Origin of the sequence: Hymenobacter pini, from assembly GCF_020421205.1 — a bacterium.
Lineage (GTDB): Bacteria > Bacteroidota > Bacteroidia > Cytophagales > Hymenobacteraceae > Hymenobacter > Hymenobacter pini.
Map to the genome: position 1 here is coordinate 322157 of NZ_JAIZZH010000002.1, position 14284 is coordinate 336440.

General features: G+C 58.8%; 26 protein-coding genes. 1 reads left to right on the forward strand and 25 read right to left on the reverse strand.

The genetic code is table 11. From position 1 onward, the window contains the following. Nucleotides 1-138: 138 nt before the first annotated feature. From LF252_RS07875 to LF252_RS07995, 25 genes are all read right to left on the reverse strand, one after another. Nucleotides 139-822 (reverse strand): hypothetical protein, encoded by a 684-nt coding sequence (locus LF252_RS07875; protein WP_226269035.1) that lies wholly within the window; start codon nucleotides 820-822, stop codon nucleotides 139-141. Further along, nucleotides 823-2643, reverse strand: coding sequence for a hypothetical protein (locus LF252_RS07880; protein ID WP_226269036.1), 1821 nt, complete (start codon nucleotides 2641-2643; stop codon nucleotides 823-825). Continuing rightward, nucleotides 2643-3296 (reverse strand): hypothetical protein, encoded by a 654-nt coding sequence (locus tag LF252_RS07885; protein ID WP_226269037.1) that lies wholly within the window; start codon nucleotides 3294-3296, stop codon nucleotides 2643-2645. Before LF252_RS07885 ends, LF252_RS07880 begins: the two co-directional genes overlap by 1 nt. Further along, the gene (locus tag LF252_RS07890; protein ID WP_226269038.1) at nucleotides 3277-3912 is read right to left on the reverse strand and encodes a hypothetical protein; all 636 of its coding nucleotides are present in this window, start codon (nucleotides 3910-3912) and stop codon (nucleotides 3277-3279) included. The genes LF252_RS07885 and LF252_RS07890 overlap by 20 nt, the downstream gene beginning before the upstream one ends. A gap of 212 nt (nucleotides 3913-4124) precedes the next feature. Further along, nucleotides 4125-4397 (reverse strand): hypothetical protein, encoded by a 273-nt coding sequence (locus tag LF252_RS07895; RefSeq protein WP_226269039.1) that lies wholly within the window; start codon nucleotides 4395-4397, stop codon nucleotides 4125-4127. A gap of 331 nt (nucleotides 4398-4728) precedes the next feature. Beyond that, nucleotides 4729-4941 (reverse strand): hypothetical protein, encoded by a 213-nt coding sequence (locus tag LF252_RS07900; RefSeq protein WP_226269040.1) that lies wholly within the window; start codon nucleotides 4939-4941, stop codon nucleotides 4729-4731. A gap of 181 nt (nucleotides 4942-5122) precedes the next feature. Next, the gene (locus LF252_RS07905; protein ID WP_226269041.1) at nucleotides 5123-5530 is read right to left on the reverse strand and encodes a hypothetical protein; all 408 of its coding nucleotides are present in this window, start codon (nucleotides 5528-5530) and stop codon (nucleotides 5123-5125) included. Continuing rightward, a complete protein-coding gene (locus LF252_RS07910) occupies nucleotides 5527-5754 on the reverse strand; it encodes a hypothetical protein (protein ID WP_226269042.1) in 228 nt (75 codons plus the stop codon). The genes LF252_RS07905 and LF252_RS07910 overlap by 4 nt, the downstream gene beginning before the upstream one ends. Next, a complete protein-coding gene (locus tag LF252_RS07915; protein WP_226269043.1) occupies nucleotides 5754-7022 on the reverse strand; it encodes a toprim domain-containing protein in 1269 nt (422 codons plus the stop codon). The genes LF252_RS07910 and LF252_RS07915 overlap by 1 nt, the downstream gene beginning before the upstream one ends. Before the next feature lie 226 nt (nucleotides 7023-7248). Next, complete coding sequence (locus LF252_RS07920) at nucleotides 7249-7827, reverse strand: hypothetical protein (RefSeq protein WP_226269044.1); 579 nt, start codon at nucleotides 7825-7827, stop codon at nucleotides 7249-7251. Nucleotides 7828-8023: 196 nt separating this feature from the next. Continuing rightward, complete coding sequence (locus tag LF252_RS07925) at nucleotides 8024-8242, reverse strand: hypothetical protein (protein WP_226269045.1); 219 nt, start codon at nucleotides 8240-8242, stop codon at nucleotides 8024-8026. A 254-nt stretch (nucleotides 8243-8496) separates the two neighbouring features. After that, nucleotides 8497-8706, reverse strand: a complete 210-nt coding sequence (locus LF252_RS07930) for a hypothetical protein (protein WP_226269046.1) — start codon at nucleotides 8704-8706, stop codon at nucleotides 8497-8499. 4 nt (nucleotides 8707-8710) lie between these two features. Further along, the gene (locus LF252_RS07935; RefSeq protein WP_226269047.1) at nucleotides 8711-8848 is read right to left on the reverse strand and encodes a hypothetical protein; all 138 of its coding nucleotides are present in this window, start codon (nucleotides 8846-8848) and stop codon (nucleotides 8711-8713) included. Beyond that, nucleotides 8845-9255, reverse strand: coding sequence for a hypothetical protein (locus LF252_RS07940; RefSeq protein WP_226269048.1), 411 nt, complete (start codon nucleotides 9253-9255; stop codon nucleotides 8845-8847). The genes LF252_RS07935 and LF252_RS07940 overlap by 4 nt, the downstream gene beginning before the upstream one ends. Continuing rightward, nucleotides 9248-9667: a GNAT family N-acetyltransferase gene (locus tag LF252_RS07945; RefSeq protein ID WP_226269049.1), complete on the reverse strand. Its 420-nt coding sequence runs from the start codon at nucleotides 9665-9667 to the stop codon at nucleotides 9248-9250. Before LF252_RS07945 ends, LF252_RS07940 begins: the two co-directional genes overlap by 8 nt. Nucleotides 9668-9689: 22 nt before the next feature. Next, nucleotides 9690-9908: a hypothetical protein gene (locus tag LF252_RS07950; protein WP_226269050.1), complete on the reverse strand. Its 219-nt coding sequence runs from the start codon at nucleotides 9906-9908 to the stop codon at nucleotides 9690-9692. A gap of 4 nt (nucleotides 9909-9912) precedes the next feature. After that, nucleotides 9913-10695, reverse strand: coding sequence for a hypothetical protein (locus LF252_RS07955; RefSeq protein WP_226269051.1), 783 nt, complete (start codon nucleotides 10693-10695; stop codon nucleotides 9913-9915). A gap of 195 nt (nucleotides 10696-10890) precedes the next feature. Continuing rightward, nucleotides 10891-11553 carry a hypothetical protein gene (locus LF252_RS07960; RefSeq protein WP_226269052.1) on the reverse strand — a complete coding sequence of 221 codons (663 nt, stop codon included), beginning with the start codon at nucleotides 11551-11553 and terminating at the stop codon, nucleotides 10891-10893. After that, nucleotides 11550-11876, reverse strand: coding sequence for a hypothetical protein (locus LF252_RS07965; protein WP_226269053.1), 327 nt, complete (start codon nucleotides 11874-11876; stop codon nucleotides 11550-11552). Before LF252_RS07965 ends, LF252_RS07960 begins: the two co-directional genes overlap by 4 nt. After that, nucleotides 11873-12136 carry a hypothetical protein gene (locus tag LF252_RS07970; RefSeq protein ID WP_226269054.1) on the reverse strand — a complete coding sequence of 88 codons (264 nt, stop codon included), beginning with the start codon at nucleotides 12134-12136 and terminating at the stop codon, nucleotides 11873-11875. Before LF252_RS07970 ends, LF252_RS07965 begins: the two co-directional genes overlap by 4 nt. A gap of 38 nt (nucleotides 12137-12174) precedes the next feature. Then, nucleotides 12175-12558 carry a helix-turn-helix domain-containing protein gene (locus tag LF252_RS07975; protein WP_226269055.1) on the reverse strand — a complete coding sequence of 128 codons (384 nt, stop codon included), beginning with the start codon at nucleotides 12556-12558 and terminating at the stop codon, nucleotides 12175-12177. A 5-nt stretch (nucleotides 12559-12563) separates the two neighbouring features. Continuing rightward, nucleotides 12564-12842 (reverse strand): hypothetical protein, encoded by a 279-nt coding sequence (locus LF252_RS07980; protein ID WP_226269056.1) that lies wholly within the window; start codon nucleotides 12840-12842, stop codon nucleotides 12564-12566. 4 nt (nucleotides 12843-12846) lie between these two features. Further along, nucleotides 12847-13068 carry a hypothetical protein gene (locus LF252_RS07985; protein ID WP_226269057.1) on the reverse strand — a complete coding sequence of 74 codons (222 nt, stop codon included), beginning with the start codon at nucleotides 13066-13068 and terminating at the stop codon, nucleotides 12847-12849. Then, complete coding sequence (locus LF252_RS07990) at nucleotides 13068-13412, reverse strand: hypothetical protein (protein ID WP_226269058.1); 345 nt, start codon at nucleotides 13410-13412, stop codon at nucleotides 13068-13070. Before LF252_RS07990 ends, LF252_RS07985 begins: the two co-directional genes overlap by 1 nt. A 29-nt stretch (nucleotides 13413-13441) precedes the next feature. Further along, nucleotides 13442-13666: a hypothetical protein gene (locus tag LF252_RS07995; protein WP_226269059.1), complete on the reverse strand. Its 225-nt coding sequence runs from the start codon at nucleotides 13664-13666 to the stop codon at nucleotides 13442-13444. 89 nt (nucleotides 13667-13755) lie between these two features. Between LF252_RS07995 and LF252_RS08000 the strand changes: the two genes are divergently transcribed. Next, nucleotides 13756-14277: a helix-turn-helix domain-containing protein gene (locus tag LF252_RS08000; protein WP_226269060.1), complete on the forward strand. Its 522-nt coding sequence runs from the start codon at nucleotides 13756-13758 to the stop codon at nucleotides 14275-14277. The last annotated feature ends 7 nt before the right edge of the window (nucleotides 14278-14284 follow it).

A 14284-nucleotide genomic window follows, 5' to 3' on the forward strand; every position in this document is an offset into this window, starting at 1 on the left:
CAGCCAGGAGTAGGTGGTTAACGCGCATCGGTTTTTCAGTTGAATCGATGCAAAGCTGCCGCGGCCGGCCACGGCCAGAAAGGACACAAAAAAGCCCCGCCGGGTGGGCGGGGCGCATGTAGTGCGGAAAAGAACTGCTTACAGGAAGGAAGTACCGAGCTTGGCGGCGAAATACTGGCGTACCTGTTCAATATCGGCATCTGTATCGTTACCCACCACAAAACCGAAGGCGTACCACGCCCCACGTAGCGCACCGTATAGCCCTCCACCATCGGGTGTACCTCCTAAGTAGAACGGGCTGGTCGCCGTTTTCTGCACCCATTGCCCGCTGGCTTCAATCACGCCGTTTACCAGCAGCGTCGCACCGGCACTGTTGAGGCGCACCACCAGCAGCCGAAGCTGGTCATCGGGCGGCATAATGTAGTTGCTCATGGTCCCACCGCTACTATTGTAGAGCACGGCTCCTTCGCTCACCTGCACAATCCAGCGGTCAGAAAAGCTGTCAATAAACCGGATGCCCGTACCGCTGCTCTTGCGCACGAGTAGATAAATCGTGTAGTCGGAGGGCACGGCCCGCAGGGTGGAGAGTGAAAACAGTTGTGAGCCGTCGGCCACGTAGCAGGCCCGGCCCTGCGCGTCCACCGTCAGGGAGAAGGCCGTGTTGGCCACGGCATCCTTGCCGTGCCCGCTCTGGTCCAGCCACTGGGTGGACGTGTTGCCGGGACTATCCGCTTCCAGAAACGTCGCAAAGCGGGTTTTATCGATCTGGGCCGTAGCCCCCGGAAAGGCGTTCAGGTCGGCCGTGAGAAATTGCAGGTTCATTTACAGCAGGGTTAGGCCCACCGTGGCCGCATCGGCTGCCACGTTCGGAATGGTCTTGACGTAGAGTTTCACGCCGGCCAGCAGCTCGCCCGCGCTCAGGCTGGCCAGCAGCGCGTTGACCTGGGCCAGCGTCTGGTCAGGCGTTCCGTATTGGCGGTTGCCTACCCGCGTGTTCTTATCCAGCTGGTAGGACAGACTGGCCGCGTTCTGGTCCAGCGTTTCGCTCTGAATTTGGAGCACTGTCGGTACTGGAACCTCACGTACCCGCGCGGTGGCGGTGGAGCGAATTTGCAGGTAGGAGGCAAACCGGGTGTTGCTCTCGGATTTTGTGTAGTAGTTGCTCAGGTCCACGTTGCCCGAACCAGTACCTCCACTTTGCACCGGCCGCTCATCGAGCAGCAGCGCAGCCAAGGCCGGAGCTGTCATGTCGGCCCCCGTTTGCAGGTCGGTAAACTCGGCCACCGGCTTGCCACCGCCCGGCGTGATGGTAGTACTGCCCTGCAAGCGGATGGTGTCGGCCTGGTACGCAGCTCCGGAAAAAATCGGCCCGGAGTCACTCTTCAGCGCGCAATCCAGCAACGAGAGCTTACAGACCTGCGCCGGGTTTACGCCGGCCGGGTAGCGGAACAGGCCCGAGCCGCGGCCGGTCACGGTACCCACGCCGGGTTGCGGCTGCGTGTAGGGCACGTAGGCACCCGTATAGTGCATCCGCAGGCCCTCAAACGTCCAGGCGTCATCACCGACACTGTAGTACCGGTGGCCGAAGCCCAGGAAGAAGTCCACCCAGGCATTGGGCCCACCGGTGCAGTTAACGAGGCGGTACGTGCTGGGCCCGGCTCCCTGCACCAGCAGGCATAGGCGCTTGCGCCAGCTCAGACCGTACACCGTGATTTTCTGGCCCTGCACGTCCCCGTTTGGGTAGTAGCCCAGATCCGCGCCCTCCACCACAGCGCCAGTGCAGTAGTAGGTACCCGGGCGGTAGAAGCGCAGAAACGCGTGGTAGCCGCTGATGTAGCAGGCATCCGTTTCCTGCATGCTGTCCAGCGCCTGCTGGGCCGTGGCGTAGCGCGTGAGGTTGCCGGCCGCGTCGATGCGCAGGGCAATCGGCGCGGCCGACAGGCGCACGTCCGTGGCGCCCACGAACTGGCCGCTGTTCTGCACTTCCAGCAGGGCCGTGCCCGCTACGTAGCCGGTGGCGGCCGGGGCCGGCAGCGGGGCAAAGACGGTGTAGTTCACGTCCGTCTGGCCGGTGGGCAGCGGGTTCTGGTAGCTGCGCGGGGCCGGCTCGTTTACCTGGTGCAGCAGTGTACTGCCGTCCGGGTAGGTGAACTGGAACACGTCGCCCGGGTCGTAGAAGTGGTCCTCTTCGATAAACACCGGGTACGAACCCACCTTGTCCTGCTCCGAGCCATCGGTGCGCACCCAGCTGGCTTTCACGCGCTGGGTGGTCGCGGGCAGGCTATTGACGTAGGCCAGCAGCGGCCCGGTCGAGTCCTTGATCAGGCGGAAGCTGGCCGGGCCGGCCTCCACGCCGGCCGCGGCCGAGCCCCCGTCCGTGGCGTTGGCCACGGTGGCCCCCTGCCCCACGGCCAGCACGTTCGGGTCTACCAGGGGCAAATCGTCGAGCGTTTCCAGCAGCAGCGTGTTGCCCCGGATGGAGTTGACCGTGAGCTGGGCCCTGGCCACGAAGGCTTTGGTCATGTCCTCGGCCTGCTCGCGCAGGTCCAGCTCCCGGATCAGGAAGTCGTCGTTGTCTTTGTAACGTAAGCGCCACTTGGCCAGGAAGGCCGCCGGCGTCATCACCTCGGTAGTCGTGGCCATCAGATGATCTGGTAAGAAAGTTTAAAGCCGGATTTGAGGATAATGCTCCGGCCGGCCGGCACGGTGGCCAGTAGCTGGCCCCCAGCGGTGCGCAGCTGCACCGAGCCGCCCACGCCGGGCTGCACGACGATGGGCGCACTCTCCTGCCCCCACTCGGCTACCTGCCAGGTGCCCAGATACGGCCGGGCCCGGCGCAGGGCCTCGCCCGAGAGCGTCCAGTCAAAGCCATTACGCTGGGTTTCCGAGCCGGCGGAGTAGGAGTCGCGCCACTCCAGCGGGTGCTCGGGCGTGCCCACCAGCTGCACTTCCCCGTTCAGGTCGCGGTACAGGGCCACGTAGCGCCCGCCCGCCACCAGCTCCAGGCCGGCGGCCAGCCCGGGTGTGTGCCGGGCCAGGCTGCCCTGCAACTTGGGGCTGAAGCCGCTGCCGTGGCGGCCGTAGTCCTTGGGGGCTTGGGTAAAGCGCACGGAGCCGCGCACCGACACGAGTTGGTACCACACCGCGCCCGGCAGCAGTTGCAGCTGCTCAATGGCCAGCGGCCCAAACTGCGGAAAGCCGACCAGGTTACGGGCCGGCGTGTACCACAGGGCCTCCACCCCGCCCAGGTTCTCGATGCCGGGCTCCTGGCGCAGGTTAACGAACGGAATTTCCATGCAGCAGGTCAATTATGGGAAGCGGCATTGTCGCAACGTGCTGACGCAGAGCGGCCATACGCGCCTGAAGGGACAATTCTGCTGTTTTTAAAGACACTTCTGCTGTTTTAGAGGACAAAAGTGCCGGTGTTTTTTTCGGATCCAGAAGCTGTTTTTTCCGCTTCCGGACGCGCACGCCGGCGTTGCGCTGCACGGCCTTCTTGAGCGTCTGAAGCGGCAGCTCCTCTTCCTGGATGTCGTAGATGGCGCAGAACGACAGGATGGCTTCCGTAATCTGGAGGCGGTGCATCACGCGGCCGCAGTTGGCGCGCACCCAGAAGTACAGCTCCTGGTGGATCAAATCATCCACAAAGCCATTGAATTGCGAAATGGTATAGTCACTGGCTCCCGTTACCCGGAACTGACGTGTGGGGTAGTTGCGCAGGTCGAAGGCAAACTTCTCGGTGCACTTATCCAGCTTACCCACGCCGCGCTGGCCCCGGGGCTGGCGCTGCAACAGGCCACTTAAATACAGGCCAAACCGGTCATTCTTGGATAGCACGTACTCTTCGCCCAGGTGAGCCAGCAGATACTTGCGTACTTGTGGCTTCACCGGCAGATGTAAGACTTTCAGCATAGTGGAGGCTTAGAATAGAACAAAACTATCTTCCACTTGCATCCGACTAAAGGACCAAAGGCCCAGCAAAACCGCTGGGCCTGAGAACGGTAATTTTGTTTTCATAGGGAGGAATTTCAGGGATGTTCGCAGGGGAACAATGTAGCTAATATCCAACCCTATGCCAAAGGTTCAAACGAGTATAACCTTCTGATATTTCAATAAATACCACATTACCTATGAAGTTCAGATTTACGCACACCAGTAGCTATATCTCTTAGCGCGGGCGGCAGCTCGTCCAGGTTCTCGATGCGGCTGGTGAGGCCCTCCCTGCAGAGGTAGAAGGCCATGGCTGCGGCCGTGCGGATGAAGGGGTTGACCTGGCGGCCGTTCTCCAGCACGGCCCAGCCCTCCTCGTCGCTAAGGTGCTCCAGCTGCAGCGGGCCTGAGCTGGTGGGCCCGGCCAGTCTCGCTGGCCGGGCGCCCAGGTTACGGGGCGGTTTCATGGCGCCACTATAGACTTGAGAATGTCAATAATGGCGAGCTGGGCTTCATTATCAGTGCGCATCCCATAACCAGTGCTTTGCACAACCTCCAGCAGTTGTCGGCCGTGCTCTGGCTTCAGTTCGCCTATAACAACGGCTAAATTTTCGACTGACGTAGGTATTAAACAATCTGCTATGGCTATGGCATCCCCCTTTGGAAATCGACCAAATGTCTGTAGCTGTATGCCCGGTACCATACCAGGGCACTCCGGCAGCTTGCATGGGCACTTAAATACACCAATACGGACGAGAAGCTGATGGCCCGCTGTTTCGAATAATTTTGAGTGACGTATCATTTGATGTTGAGTTTTTCGCGTGCTAGTTTTCTGTAATGCTGTTGTGCTTTTCCCGATGCCAGGTAGAAATCATCTCTGATAACACCTTCGATTTTTTGCACTCCAGGGCTTGCAAACCAGAGATTAATGGCCTCCTGTTGCACTAGCTGACTCTCTTGCTTTGTCATTTGATTTTGTGAAAATGCTTGCGTACCAGTGAAAGCGGCCAAGTGCTGTAAACGCGCTGACTTTCTTTGTCTTGTAGCACATAATGGGTTGTATAAGCCACACCTGAGAAAGCACGTCCACTTGACAACACCTGAAAAATTTTACCAGGCGTGAATTGACTTGACTTTGGTTTGACTTCGATTTCTACTGTATCAAGCAGATCTGAATGCTCTAGTCTTCTGGTCATAGTTTGAAGTATTGTGTGAGGTTTTGGGCGGTGCGGTTGATTTCGCCACCGATGTGCCAGAGGTCGAGACGGTGGTCATGCTCTTGCGGCAGAGCCAGCTTGCCATTCGTGTAGAGGCGGTTGAGCAGCAGCAGCTCATCGAAGCTCAAGCGCCACTGGCGCTGCTTGGGTTGGTAGCCTACCAGGCTGCGCCGTTGTGGCCAGCGGCTGGTGAGCATGCGGGTGAGCTGCTGCTGCACCCGGCCCAGGGGCTTCAGCTGCAACGCCTGCTCCAGCGTGAGCTGGCCATCGGCGCTGAGCTGGGCCAAGTGCTCCAGGTGCTGGTCGACCACCAGCTGCAGCGCCCGGGCCTCCGACCTCCACACCGGCACTTGTTGGGAGAGGTGAGTGAGGTCGAGCATCATTTGAAAATGGTGCCCATCTGTTGAAAAACATCTTCCAACTGCTTCTGCGTTGGGTTCAGGCATTTATCAATCACAACCTCGGCTTTTGACTTGATGAACTCCGTCGCCTTTTGCCGGGCCTGGGCCTCATTTTCGGCAGGTACTACCATTCGAATTTGAGCCGTTTTTATAGCCTGCGACTTGGAGGGAAATTCGATGTGCGCGGTGATGGTGAAGTCCTGCATTATGCTGCTTGTGTGGGGGTTGAGAGTTGAGGTGTCGAGTGATATTCGCCGGCCCATTCCAGGATCCGGAACTGGCGGCCCGTAGTTCGCTCACACAGCCGGTAGTACTGGAGCTGGTCGCCGAGTTGGTTGCGGAGGGTGTACAGCTGCTCCAGGCCCTCCTCGTCGTTGCTGTAGCAGTAGAAAGTGCAGCGGCGGTACACATTGTCGGCTACCCGGGAGCCGCGGGCCCGCTCGTTAAACACCACCCAGAGCCAGTACTGCGCGGTTTTGCTTCGTTCACTAGCTGGCGCCCGTCGCGGCGGCAGTGGCTTCGAAGGCGGCGTGTTGGTGAGCCAGTCGTTGAAATCCTTGAAGCCGCGGTACACTTCGTTGTGGGCCTTTACCCGTCCTGGCGGCATGGCCTGGCGCAGCACATGCAGGGCCCGTTCGCCGGCGGCGTCGTTGTCGCCCATCCAGTGTACCTGGTCGAACTCGCGCAGCTTCCCGAGCACGGTGCCCAGCAGGTTCACCGAGTTGAGCACCAGCACTGTGCTGTCCAGCGACGTCTGCTTCCAGTAGGTAAGAGCCGACAGGTAGTCGATGAAGCCCTCGAATACCACCAGCGACGACGAATTCTTACCAGGTATCCAGGTGACGCCCTTGTTGCCGATGGTGCCCTGGAAGTTCTGACTGCGCACTTCCCAACCCCCTTCCGTTTTCCACGCCACCCCGAAGTAGGGCTTCTGGCGGGGCTTGCCGGCTACCTGGTAAAAAATCTGCTGGAGGTGAGCCTGGTTGCGGTTGCTCTGGAGTACCAGGTTCCAGTTGATGCCGCGGCTGGCCAGGTAGTTCGTCAGCACGTTCCAGCTCAGCGGCTCCGTGCGTACATCCTCGAAGGTGGTTTTACCGTCGCTCAGGCTCTGGCCCCGCTTGGCCAGGGGCACGCTGGCCTGCTGCTCGGTAATCATGGCCACTACTTCCGGCAGGTCGGCGGCCCAGCTGACGAGCACTTGCAGGGCCATGGCTTCGTTCAGCTCCGTCAGCCGCATAATCAGCTTCAACACGTCACCACCGTACACTTTCTGGCCGGGCTCAGGCGGCTCGCCGAAATCAGACCAGACGTTTTTGGGCTCTGATACGACAAAGGAGGGCGTTTTTTCCGGCCGGAAGGGCGAGAGGAAGTAGTAGTTCCCGCCGGCAGCCTGCACGACTGGCTGGTGACCCAGCTTGGCCATGATGGCCAGCAGGGGTACTTGTTTACTGTGGAAGAAGGCAGCACGTGGCATAGCCCGTTTTTTTAAAATTTTGGAAATACCTCCCCCTACCCACGGCCGGGCGCCGGCGTGGCTGGGTGGTTGGCGGGCCTTTTTCGGGCCGCGCCCCGTTCTTTTTTTTTCAGCCGGCCTGCGTTATGCCCATCTGGACTGTGGAAAAGTCCGTTTGCAGACCGTCGTTCCTATGCTTCATAGTATTTATGAAGGCTCTTAGTAGGATCCCCTATAAGGCTTGGGATTATGCCCGAGTACTGTTTTTAAAAAAAGCGGGCGGGGGGGTTTGCGAAACCTGGGCGGCCAGGGCCAGCAGCGAGGCAAGGCCCGTTTGAGCCCCCTGCGGGGCCGCTGGTGCTACGTTCGTTGCGGGCTGGGGCTGCGGGGCCATAACGGGCGCAGTAGCGTCAAAAACCACTAAATCGGGGTTGATTAGCAGCTGGATGCCTGAGCGCACATGCACCTTGGCGCGCAGGAAGCCGTGCTCGATGAGCGTGAGGATATGCCGGTAGGCAGTCTTGGGGTCTTTGTTGCCGCAGCGCTTGGCCAGCGACGTGCACGTGGTGCGGATGCCGATGCTGATGGGCTGCTTGGCCGTGCGCCACTCCTTGAGGAAAATGCTCATGATTTGCCACATGGTGTGCTGCACGTTGCCACGCAGCTGGGGCAACTTGAACGAGTAGCTGGCGGTGGCCACACCCACCAGGTGCTCCGGCAATGCGCCCGGGCGAATCCGCTCCGGATTTTTGAACAGCTTGGATAGCAGACCGTTGGTTTTATCCCAATCGATCAGACGCTTCAGGAAGGAATTCGGACGGTGCATAACGGAGGTGAGTAGAGGTGAGAAATTGGGCAAAGAGGTGCCAGGGCACGGTTTTTCCGTGTCTGGAAAGTGCGCCCCCAGCCAGCTCACGCTGGCCCGGTCCCTAGTTCGTTCATCCACCCAGGTGGGAACGGTCGACTTCAGCCTCTGAAGGGCGTCGATGGGGGCGGTGTTGCAGGTAGGTGTGTGGGGTGGATTAAGAGAAAATCACGCGCAGCCCGGTACCAGAGCGCTTTATCAGGCAGTCCACCTTCGTTTCCTCGACCAGTGTCGTCAGCAGCCTCATATCGGTCACTGTCAACTCTGGCAAGGCACCAACGGATAGGCTTTCACCCTCCTCTCTGATGCTTTTATTGGGAAAAATGAGGGTAACGCCGTTGCGCAGGCGGCTTACATTTTGTGCAGTAATAGCCATGGTAATAAGGGTTGAGGTGAGAAAATGAAGCTCCGCGCCCGGCTGCAAAGCCGGCCCTGTCACTCTTCCGCCTTTCCCCAGGGGTATAGGCAGGTGCCCATGTGGGCACGCGGAGGTAAGTCAGGCTGCTGCGGGCCTGCTACTGGATGCTTACACCCTTGATTTGTGCGAATCACAACAAGAGCATCCTGGAGCCGGGAAGCCGGCAGCTGCAGCGGGGCCAGGAGGGCCGCGCTTGTGGTGGTGTGGCCAGCTCATTTGCGGCGCACGGTTAGCAGTAAAAGCCGCACTGCGAAAACCAGCAGTACGACGGCAATACAGAGGACCCACGTGCCCCAAATCGGAATGAGGGCCATCCAGTACGGCATGGTGATGCGGCCGGCGGCCACCAATACGACAAGCACCAGAGTGGTCAACAGGAGCAGGCCGGTGATGCGGTACACAATGGAGGTGGGAGCTGCCATGGAGTTAGCCGTTAGTTTTGGTGAGGTCGAGGAAAAGGGCCCAGGAGAGTGCGGCCGAGCAGGCCGCCCATCGGGTTGTAGCGCGCTGCGCCCGCACCTGCAGGCGCAGCACTATGGAGCGTGGGTATTCTGACTGCTTCATAGCGGTGCCTCTTCGATTTCAGTGGATCCCAGGAAGTCAAAAACCTTCTTTCCGAAGCTCACGCAGTATTTCCGGCTGTGCTCGTCGTACCGCTGGATCCGGCCAAAGGCACCGGCATATTTCCCCTTCAGCACGCGCACCCGGGTCTCGGCCGGTAGTACCAGCTTGGGCGCCGGCGCTGCGGCCTCCAGATGGTGGCCCTTTTGGTAGTGCAGCTTGCACGACGAGCAGGCATCCGCCGGGATTTTCTCGGTACCGGTGTAGGGGTGCAGAGTGCCCTCCTTTCGCTCGTAACTGCACAAGCTCTGGCCGTTCCCATCGTAGTAGTGGTACTTGGTGGTGCCCGGGTTCGTGCTGGCCCAGCTGCTGGCCACCGTGAGCGTGAGCTGAAGGGGTTGCTTAGCCATGCGACACCTCCTCCCCTAGTTTCGGTAGTAAAGCTGCCAGGGCCCGCATCGTATCGAGCGACACCGGTTTATCCAGCCGCCCGTCCCAGGTGGGCCGAATCATCCAGGCGCTACCAGTGTCGCTGAAGCCGCCGTTGAATTCGAAGCCCAACTCGGTGTATAGGGCAATGGCCGCGTCATTATCGGGCCGCACGTGCAGGCAGAGGTCTTTTTCGTTTCGGTCAGCCCAGCTGATGATGGCTTTCATCATGCCGTGGGCTGCGCCGAAACGCCGGTAGCTCTCCGAAACAAACACGTCGCCCACCAGGGGCATCGAGGCATTAGCCTCCACGACTCGGGCGGTACCCACCAGCGTGCTGCCATGCAGCGCTACTACCTGCACGCTGGCGTTACCGTCCACGAGGCAGGGCATCAGGTTTGTTACAAAGCCAGGCTTATTCATCGGCCTGCCCTCCTTTCTGCCGCAAAAGTGCGGCATGGGCTTGGCCCAGGTAGTAATAGTTGATGGCATTGCCGAGGCCGGCATCTAGGGTAAATAGCACTAAGGGGCCTTCTTTGGAAGTAGTTGATTGCTCCTTTACTATCTCAACTAGTTCAGTCGACACTAGCATTTCCCTAAATGCTGGCACATCACCTTGAGGGATGGAAATCATGATACTAGCCATCGGCCTGCCCTCCTTCCTGCACCGATGCTGGCAGCTGCTTGCGCACGTAGGAATAGTGCTTGTCGTAACCCTTCGCCTCGCTGTTCCAAACTCTGTGCACATAAGCGGCCTGTCCTACGGCCACGTGCAGCCGGCGCATCATCGTGAAGGCCACAAATACGTTGGCTCCCTCTGCAATACGCCAGTGCTGAGTGAAGCCCAGCGCCGGGCTCCTTTTCCCCATGTCGAGGTTATCCGCCGTAACACAACGCCAATGCACCGTGCCGGCGGCCGAAATGATTACCTCGTAATCAGCCCCGGCAGTGTCGTCTGTAGGCTCCTGCTGGTCGAAATCATCGGCCGAAAACTGTGAGGTATCCAGCTGGTAGGTAGTCGAGAAGGCTAGGTGCAACTGCTCGTCGCTGGCGCTTTTTACCGTTACCTGGTTCACCCACTCGCCGGAGGCGTAATCGCCGCGCTGGATGAAATTCAGGGCGTGAATTATGGATGCAACGGGTGAGGCATAGTCACGGCCGTCGCCACCGGGCAGGTTGGGCAGATCTGCCAGGCTGTAGAGTACCGGCGTCACTACTAGCGGCGAGTGCATAGCCTGAGCGCCCGCCTTGGCCAGTAGCACGTAGGAGGTGGAGAAATTCACGCCCACCAGGGTGTACTGGTCCGGGCTGTTGCGCAGCTGCATGGTCACCTTGTGTGGGGCATACTCGTTGAGCATGGCCAAGTGGTCCTCGATGTGCAGGAAGGGCTTATTCACCGGCCTGCCCTCCTTCCTGCTCATCCCGTTCTACAGCTTCCTGGATGCCCTGAATTATCTTTGAAAAAACACTCAAGGCTGTGTCGGGTGAAGAGCATCCCATCACGATGTTGATGGTTGTCCCACCTTTAGCCAAGTCAACAGTGACGGTATTCTTTCCACCACTGGCAAGAGTAGCACCCACTAAATGAGGCAGTCCGGGAGTCTGGGCTGGCTTTTTCATGCGGCCTCCCCTCCTTTCACTTCGCTCTGGCGTCGACGAATCTCAGCTGCTACTTTACCCAGTTCACGCGTTTGCTCTTGAGATGGTGAAGTCAGGTTATACAGGTAGGAATAACGCCCACGCAACGTTTCCATACTTGCCTTATCCACGCGAATAAGCGGAACCGCATCACCTTCCTTTACCGGCACTCGCTCAATTGGAGCTGCGTCGCCACCCTCTGCTTGCACGCTTCTGACCGTAGGCCCACCCATGAGGCTCACTGGCTTTATCAGCTCTAAGGCAAACCAGTTACAGCCCTGGGCCTGTATAGCCTCGCCAATAAGCCGGAGGCGTACACTCATTTTTTTAGCAGTGCCGATTGTAGAAGCGATGATAGCCCTAGAGGTGACTGCACTGCTACACAGCAATGCAGGGCTGTTTTCCTGCTTAGCACGTAGCGCAAACCCTTCACGTCCGGGCACGCTGCCAAAAGCGACGTACCAATCTTGTCCTGAACGGCCGAACGTAACTACACTATCAGGCTTCAGAGCATGTTCCTCAGCTATGGCACGATTGAAATTGATTGTGCCGCTCCGCTCAATGCTAATGAAAGCCTGCCCTACAGTATGGGTCTCACTCGGCGTACTACGGTCAAAGAACTCCAGCATCAACTCGCTCATGCGGCCACCCCTCCTTCCTGATTGAGCACCCCATCGATTTCCTGAATGCGGGCTTCGTACTTGCGTGCCTCGGCCTGCAAATCATCCGTTTCCGGGCCCATGCTGGGCACCTGGCTATACAGCGCAATCATATCGCGGCAGGTTTGCAGCTCCCGAGCCAGGTCCTTGCGCTCGGTGCGCAGGCGCTGCAGGTGCATCTTGTCCGGCGGCGGCAGCTGCGACAAGGGCAGCACCTCTACCGGGCCCGACAGGTTCTCGGCCAGCGTTTTGGCGAATGCCTGAGCCGCTGGCTCACTCGACGAATACAGGCGGATGGTGCTCATGCGGCAGCAGCTTCAGTGGTTGCACCATCGGTTTCGGCCGGCAGGTTCAGCAGCTCATTGAGCATTGCAGTGTGTAGCTTGCGCATGCTCTGGGCCACGCGCACCTCATGCTTCATCTGGTCTAGATGGCCATCGGTGAAAGGCTGCTTCAGTTGCCGCTCCAGCTGGTTGATGTGCTGCTGGTAGAGGTAAATGGCCAGCGCGTGCTCAGCGGGCCCGAGGGCCGCGAACTGGTCGCCGGTTAGCTTGTCGATACTCATAGTGGGGAAACTGGAAGAGTGATAGAAAAGCGCTTTTTTTAGCCCACCTTGCGCATAATCGGCGTAGCGGAAACCGCCGCCAGCGGAGAGGCTTTTGCCCCCAGGTTCAGCGTGTCTAAATCGAAATCCAGGCCCTGGCCATAAGCTGCCAGCGCAGCCCACGGAATGCTGGGCTGGTTAGAGCTGAAGTAGTAAGCCTGCAGTGTGATGGTGCTACCGTCGCGCCCGCGTTTGCCCTTATGCAGCCACCGTTGCACGGTATCCAGGCTCACATGGCAGTGCTCAGCCACCTGCTCTTTGCTGAGCAGCTGAGGCAAGCCAGCCACCGCCGGCAGCGCCTGCTGCATAGCTTGCAGTTGGGCCAGCATAGCCTGGAAATGCTCCGAGATGAAACCGGCGGTGGCGAGGTCAGTGGCTTGCATAGTGACTACTTCTGCTTGGTTTTTTTGGCAGCTACAGGCTGTTTCGCGGGGCTCAGCATGCTGAGCATTCCGCGCAGAAAGGGCTGGGCCTCTTCGCGTTTGAAGCCCTCAAACTCCTGGTCTCGCTTCTCGCGGGTATGGTAGGCCCCAGATAGCCGCAGGGTGCGGCCGTAGCGTTTGGCGCGGTACTGGATGCGCCAGGGCTTCTCCACATCGGGGTCATGGTCACGCTTGGTTTTCACGTGCAGCGTGCCGATTTCGAAGGTGAACTTCTTATGCGCCATGTACTTAGCTGGCCACCGCCATGATAGAGCTGCCGGGTACCGGATTGGTGCGCATGAGATAATGCAGCTCTTCGGCCAGGCTGGGGTGCCGATTCTCCAGCGTTTCGTACACCTGGTCGTACTTCTCGGGCTCGTGCAGCTCAATGCAAGCAGCGTCGAGCACCATGGCTGCTACAGGAATTTCGGCCGGATTAACCGGCCCGGCGGGTGCGGGTACGGTCAGCATCAGGCGGCCTGGCTATGGGATGGCACCATTACCCAGAAGTCCTGCCGGCAATCGGTCAGGTCAATTTCCTGGATACCTGAAGGCATGGGGCGCAGCAGCACCTCTTCCTCGGTGAACTGCTCCTCCACGGCCGTGCGCAGCTGCGCGGGCATCGAGCCGGGCACATACACCATAAGGTTGCCGGCGTGGTGGCAGTAGCCGACGATGGGCTGGGGTGCGGCCAGCTCTACTGGCTGGCTGTTGGTGAGGGCGCACACGGCGCTGCCCCGTTCGAACCCGGAAACGCGGATTCGCTTGCCGTTTAAGCCAACAAGGCTCACCGGGCGGCAAAAAGTCTTCTTCATGGGGAAAGGCGAAGAGTGAAAAAATAGATTTAGGCGGCCGGACGCAGGTGCGTCGGAATCTGGTAGTCGGGCATGGACAGCTCCACCATGTTCACGAGTAGCGGGAGGTTCACATTCCGCCCAATTCGTGCGTTGTTGAGTGTGCCGAGAGGGGCTTCAATGCCTGCGCGAATGGCTTTTTCCACTGCATCAGTGGTCAGCTTTTCGCACACTTCTCCCAGTAGCAGGTAGTATTTCTGCCGCTCTGTGTACATCGTGTTTGGACGGTTTCGTGAAACGATTGCTTTCTTGCTTTATCTTGTTCTGGATGGCTGTCCATCCAAGACAAACATACGCAGATTGAATGCGCCAAGTCAAAGCATTCACAAACATTTATCCACATTTGCGCACAAAAATGACGCAAGAAACTACTAGTCAGCGCATTAAAATTTTAATTAAAAAGCTCGGCTTGACTAGCCGAGCCTTCAGTGCGTCCATTGATGTTCCAGATGCTACTACTCGGAACTACATCGACGGCAGATCAAAGCCCAGCGCAGAGTATATAGAGAAGATAATACGCAGATATGCGCACGTAAATCCAACGTGGCTTCTCACCGGAGAAGGGGAGCCTCTACATGATGAGGCTGCCGAGCCGAGGGCTCTTTACCAAAAAAATTCTGGGGGTAATAACATCGGCCATAATGCAGCTGGAGGCCGGGTTACGCAGCATATCGCCCATGCTCATGCAATGCCCGGTCAAAGCAGTGTGCCCTGGACACCTGAGATGCGCGAGGAGTTTTATGAGCAGCAAATCGAACTACTCAAAGGCCAACTCGCCGATAAGGAGCGCATCATTCAACTACTAGAGATGCAGTTGAAGAAGTAATTTCTCA

Coding starts and splice junctions, on each gene's coding strand:
- LF252_RS07955 (WP_226269051.1), bottom strand. CDS start 10,695: ATGAGCAGGAAGGAGGGCAGGCCGGTGAATAAGCCCTTCCTGCACATC.
- LF252_RS07875 (WP_226269035.1), bottom strand. CDS start 822: ATGAACCTGCAATTTCTCACGGCCGACCTGAACGCCTTTCCGGGGGCT.
- LF252_RS07940 (WP_226269048.1), bottom strand. CDS start 9,255: ATGGCTAAGCAACCCCTTCAGCTCACGCTCACGGTGGCCAGCAGCTGG.
- LF252_RS07945 (WP_226269049.1), bottom strand. CDS start 9,667: ATGCCCTGCCTCGTGGACGGTAACGCCAGCGTGCAGGTAGTAGCGCTG.
- LF252_RS07890 (WP_226269038.1), bottom strand. CDS start 3,912: ATGCTGAAAGTCTTACATCTGCCGGTGAAGCCACAAGTACGCAAGTAT.
- LF252_RS07910 (WP_226269042.1), bottom strand. CDS start 5,754: ATGCAGGACTTCACCATCACCGCGCACATCGAATTTCCCTCCAAGTCG.
- LF252_RS07975 (WP_226269055.1), bottom strand. CDS start 12,558: ATGCAAGCCACTGACCTCGCCACCGCCGGTTTCATCTCGGAGCATTTC.
- LF252_RS07970 (WP_226269054.1), bottom strand. CDS start 12,136: ATGAGTATCGACAAGCTAACCGGCGACCAGTTCGCGGCCCTCGGGCCC.
- LF252_RS07990 (WP_226269058.1), bottom strand. CDS start 13,412: ATGAAGAAGACTTTTTGCCGCCCGGTGAGCCTTGTTGGCTTAAACGGC.
- LF252_RS07915 (WP_226269043.1), bottom strand. CDS start 7,022: ATGCCACGTGCTGCCTTCTTCCACAGTAAACAAGTACCCCTGCTGGCC.
- LF252_RS07995 (WP_226269059.1), bottom strand. CDS start 13,666: ATGTACACAGAGCGGCAGAAATACTACCTGCTACTGGGAGAAGTGTGC.
- LF252_RS07905 (WP_226269041.1), bottom strand. CDS start 5,530: ATGATGCTCGACCTCACTCACCTCTCCCAACAAGTGCCGGTGTGGAGG.
- LF252_RS07925 (WP_226269045.1), bottom strand. CDS start 8,242: ATGGCTATTACTGCACAAAATGTAAGCCGCCTGCGCAACGGCGTTACC.
- LF252_RS08000 (WP_226269060.1), top strand. CDS start 13,756: ATGCGCCAAGTCAAAGCATTCACAAACATTTATCCACATTTGCGCACA.
- LF252_RS07960 (WP_226269052.1), bottom strand. CDS start 11,553: ATGAGCGAGTTGATGCTGGAGTTCTTTGACCGTAGTACGCCGAGTGAG.
- LF252_RS07880 (WP_226269036.1), bottom strand. CDS start 2,643: ATGGCCACGACTACCGAGGTGATGACGCCGGCGGCCTTCCTGGCCAAG.
- LF252_RS07885 (WP_226269037.1), bottom strand. CDS start 3,296: ATGGAAATTCCGTTCGTTAACCTGCGCCAGGAGCCCGGCATCGAGAAC.
- LF252_RS07920 (WP_226269044.1), bottom strand. CDS start 7,827: ATGCACCGTCCGAATTCCTTCCTGAAGCGTCTGATCGATTGGGATAAA.
- LF252_RS07980 (WP_226269056.1), bottom strand. CDS start 12,842: ATGGCGCATAAGAAGTTCACCTTCGAAATCGGCACGCTGCACGTGAAA.
- LF252_RS07950 (WP_226269050.1), bottom strand. CDS start 9,908: ATGATTTCCATCCCTCAAGGTGATGTGCCAGCATTTAGGGAAATGCTA.
- LF252_RS07930 (WP_226269046.1), bottom strand. CDS start 8,706: ATGGCAGCTCCCACCTCCATTGTGTACCGCATCACCGGCCTGCTCCTG.
- LF252_RS07965 (WP_226269053.1), bottom strand. CDS start 11,876: ATGAGCACCATCCGCCTGTATTCGTCGAGTGAGCCAGCGGCTCAGGCA.
- LF252_RS07935 (WP_226269047.1), bottom strand. CDS start 8,848: ATGAAGCAGTCAGAATACCCACGCTCCATAGTGCTGCGCCTGCAGGTG.
- LF252_RS07985 (WP_226269057.1), bottom strand. CDS start 13,068: ATGCTGACCGTACCCGCACCCGCCGGGCCGGTTAATCCGGCCGAAATT.
- LF252_RS07895 (WP_226269039.1), bottom strand. CDS start 4,397: ATGAAACCGCCCCGTAACCTGGGCGCCCGGCCAGCGAGACTGGCCGGG.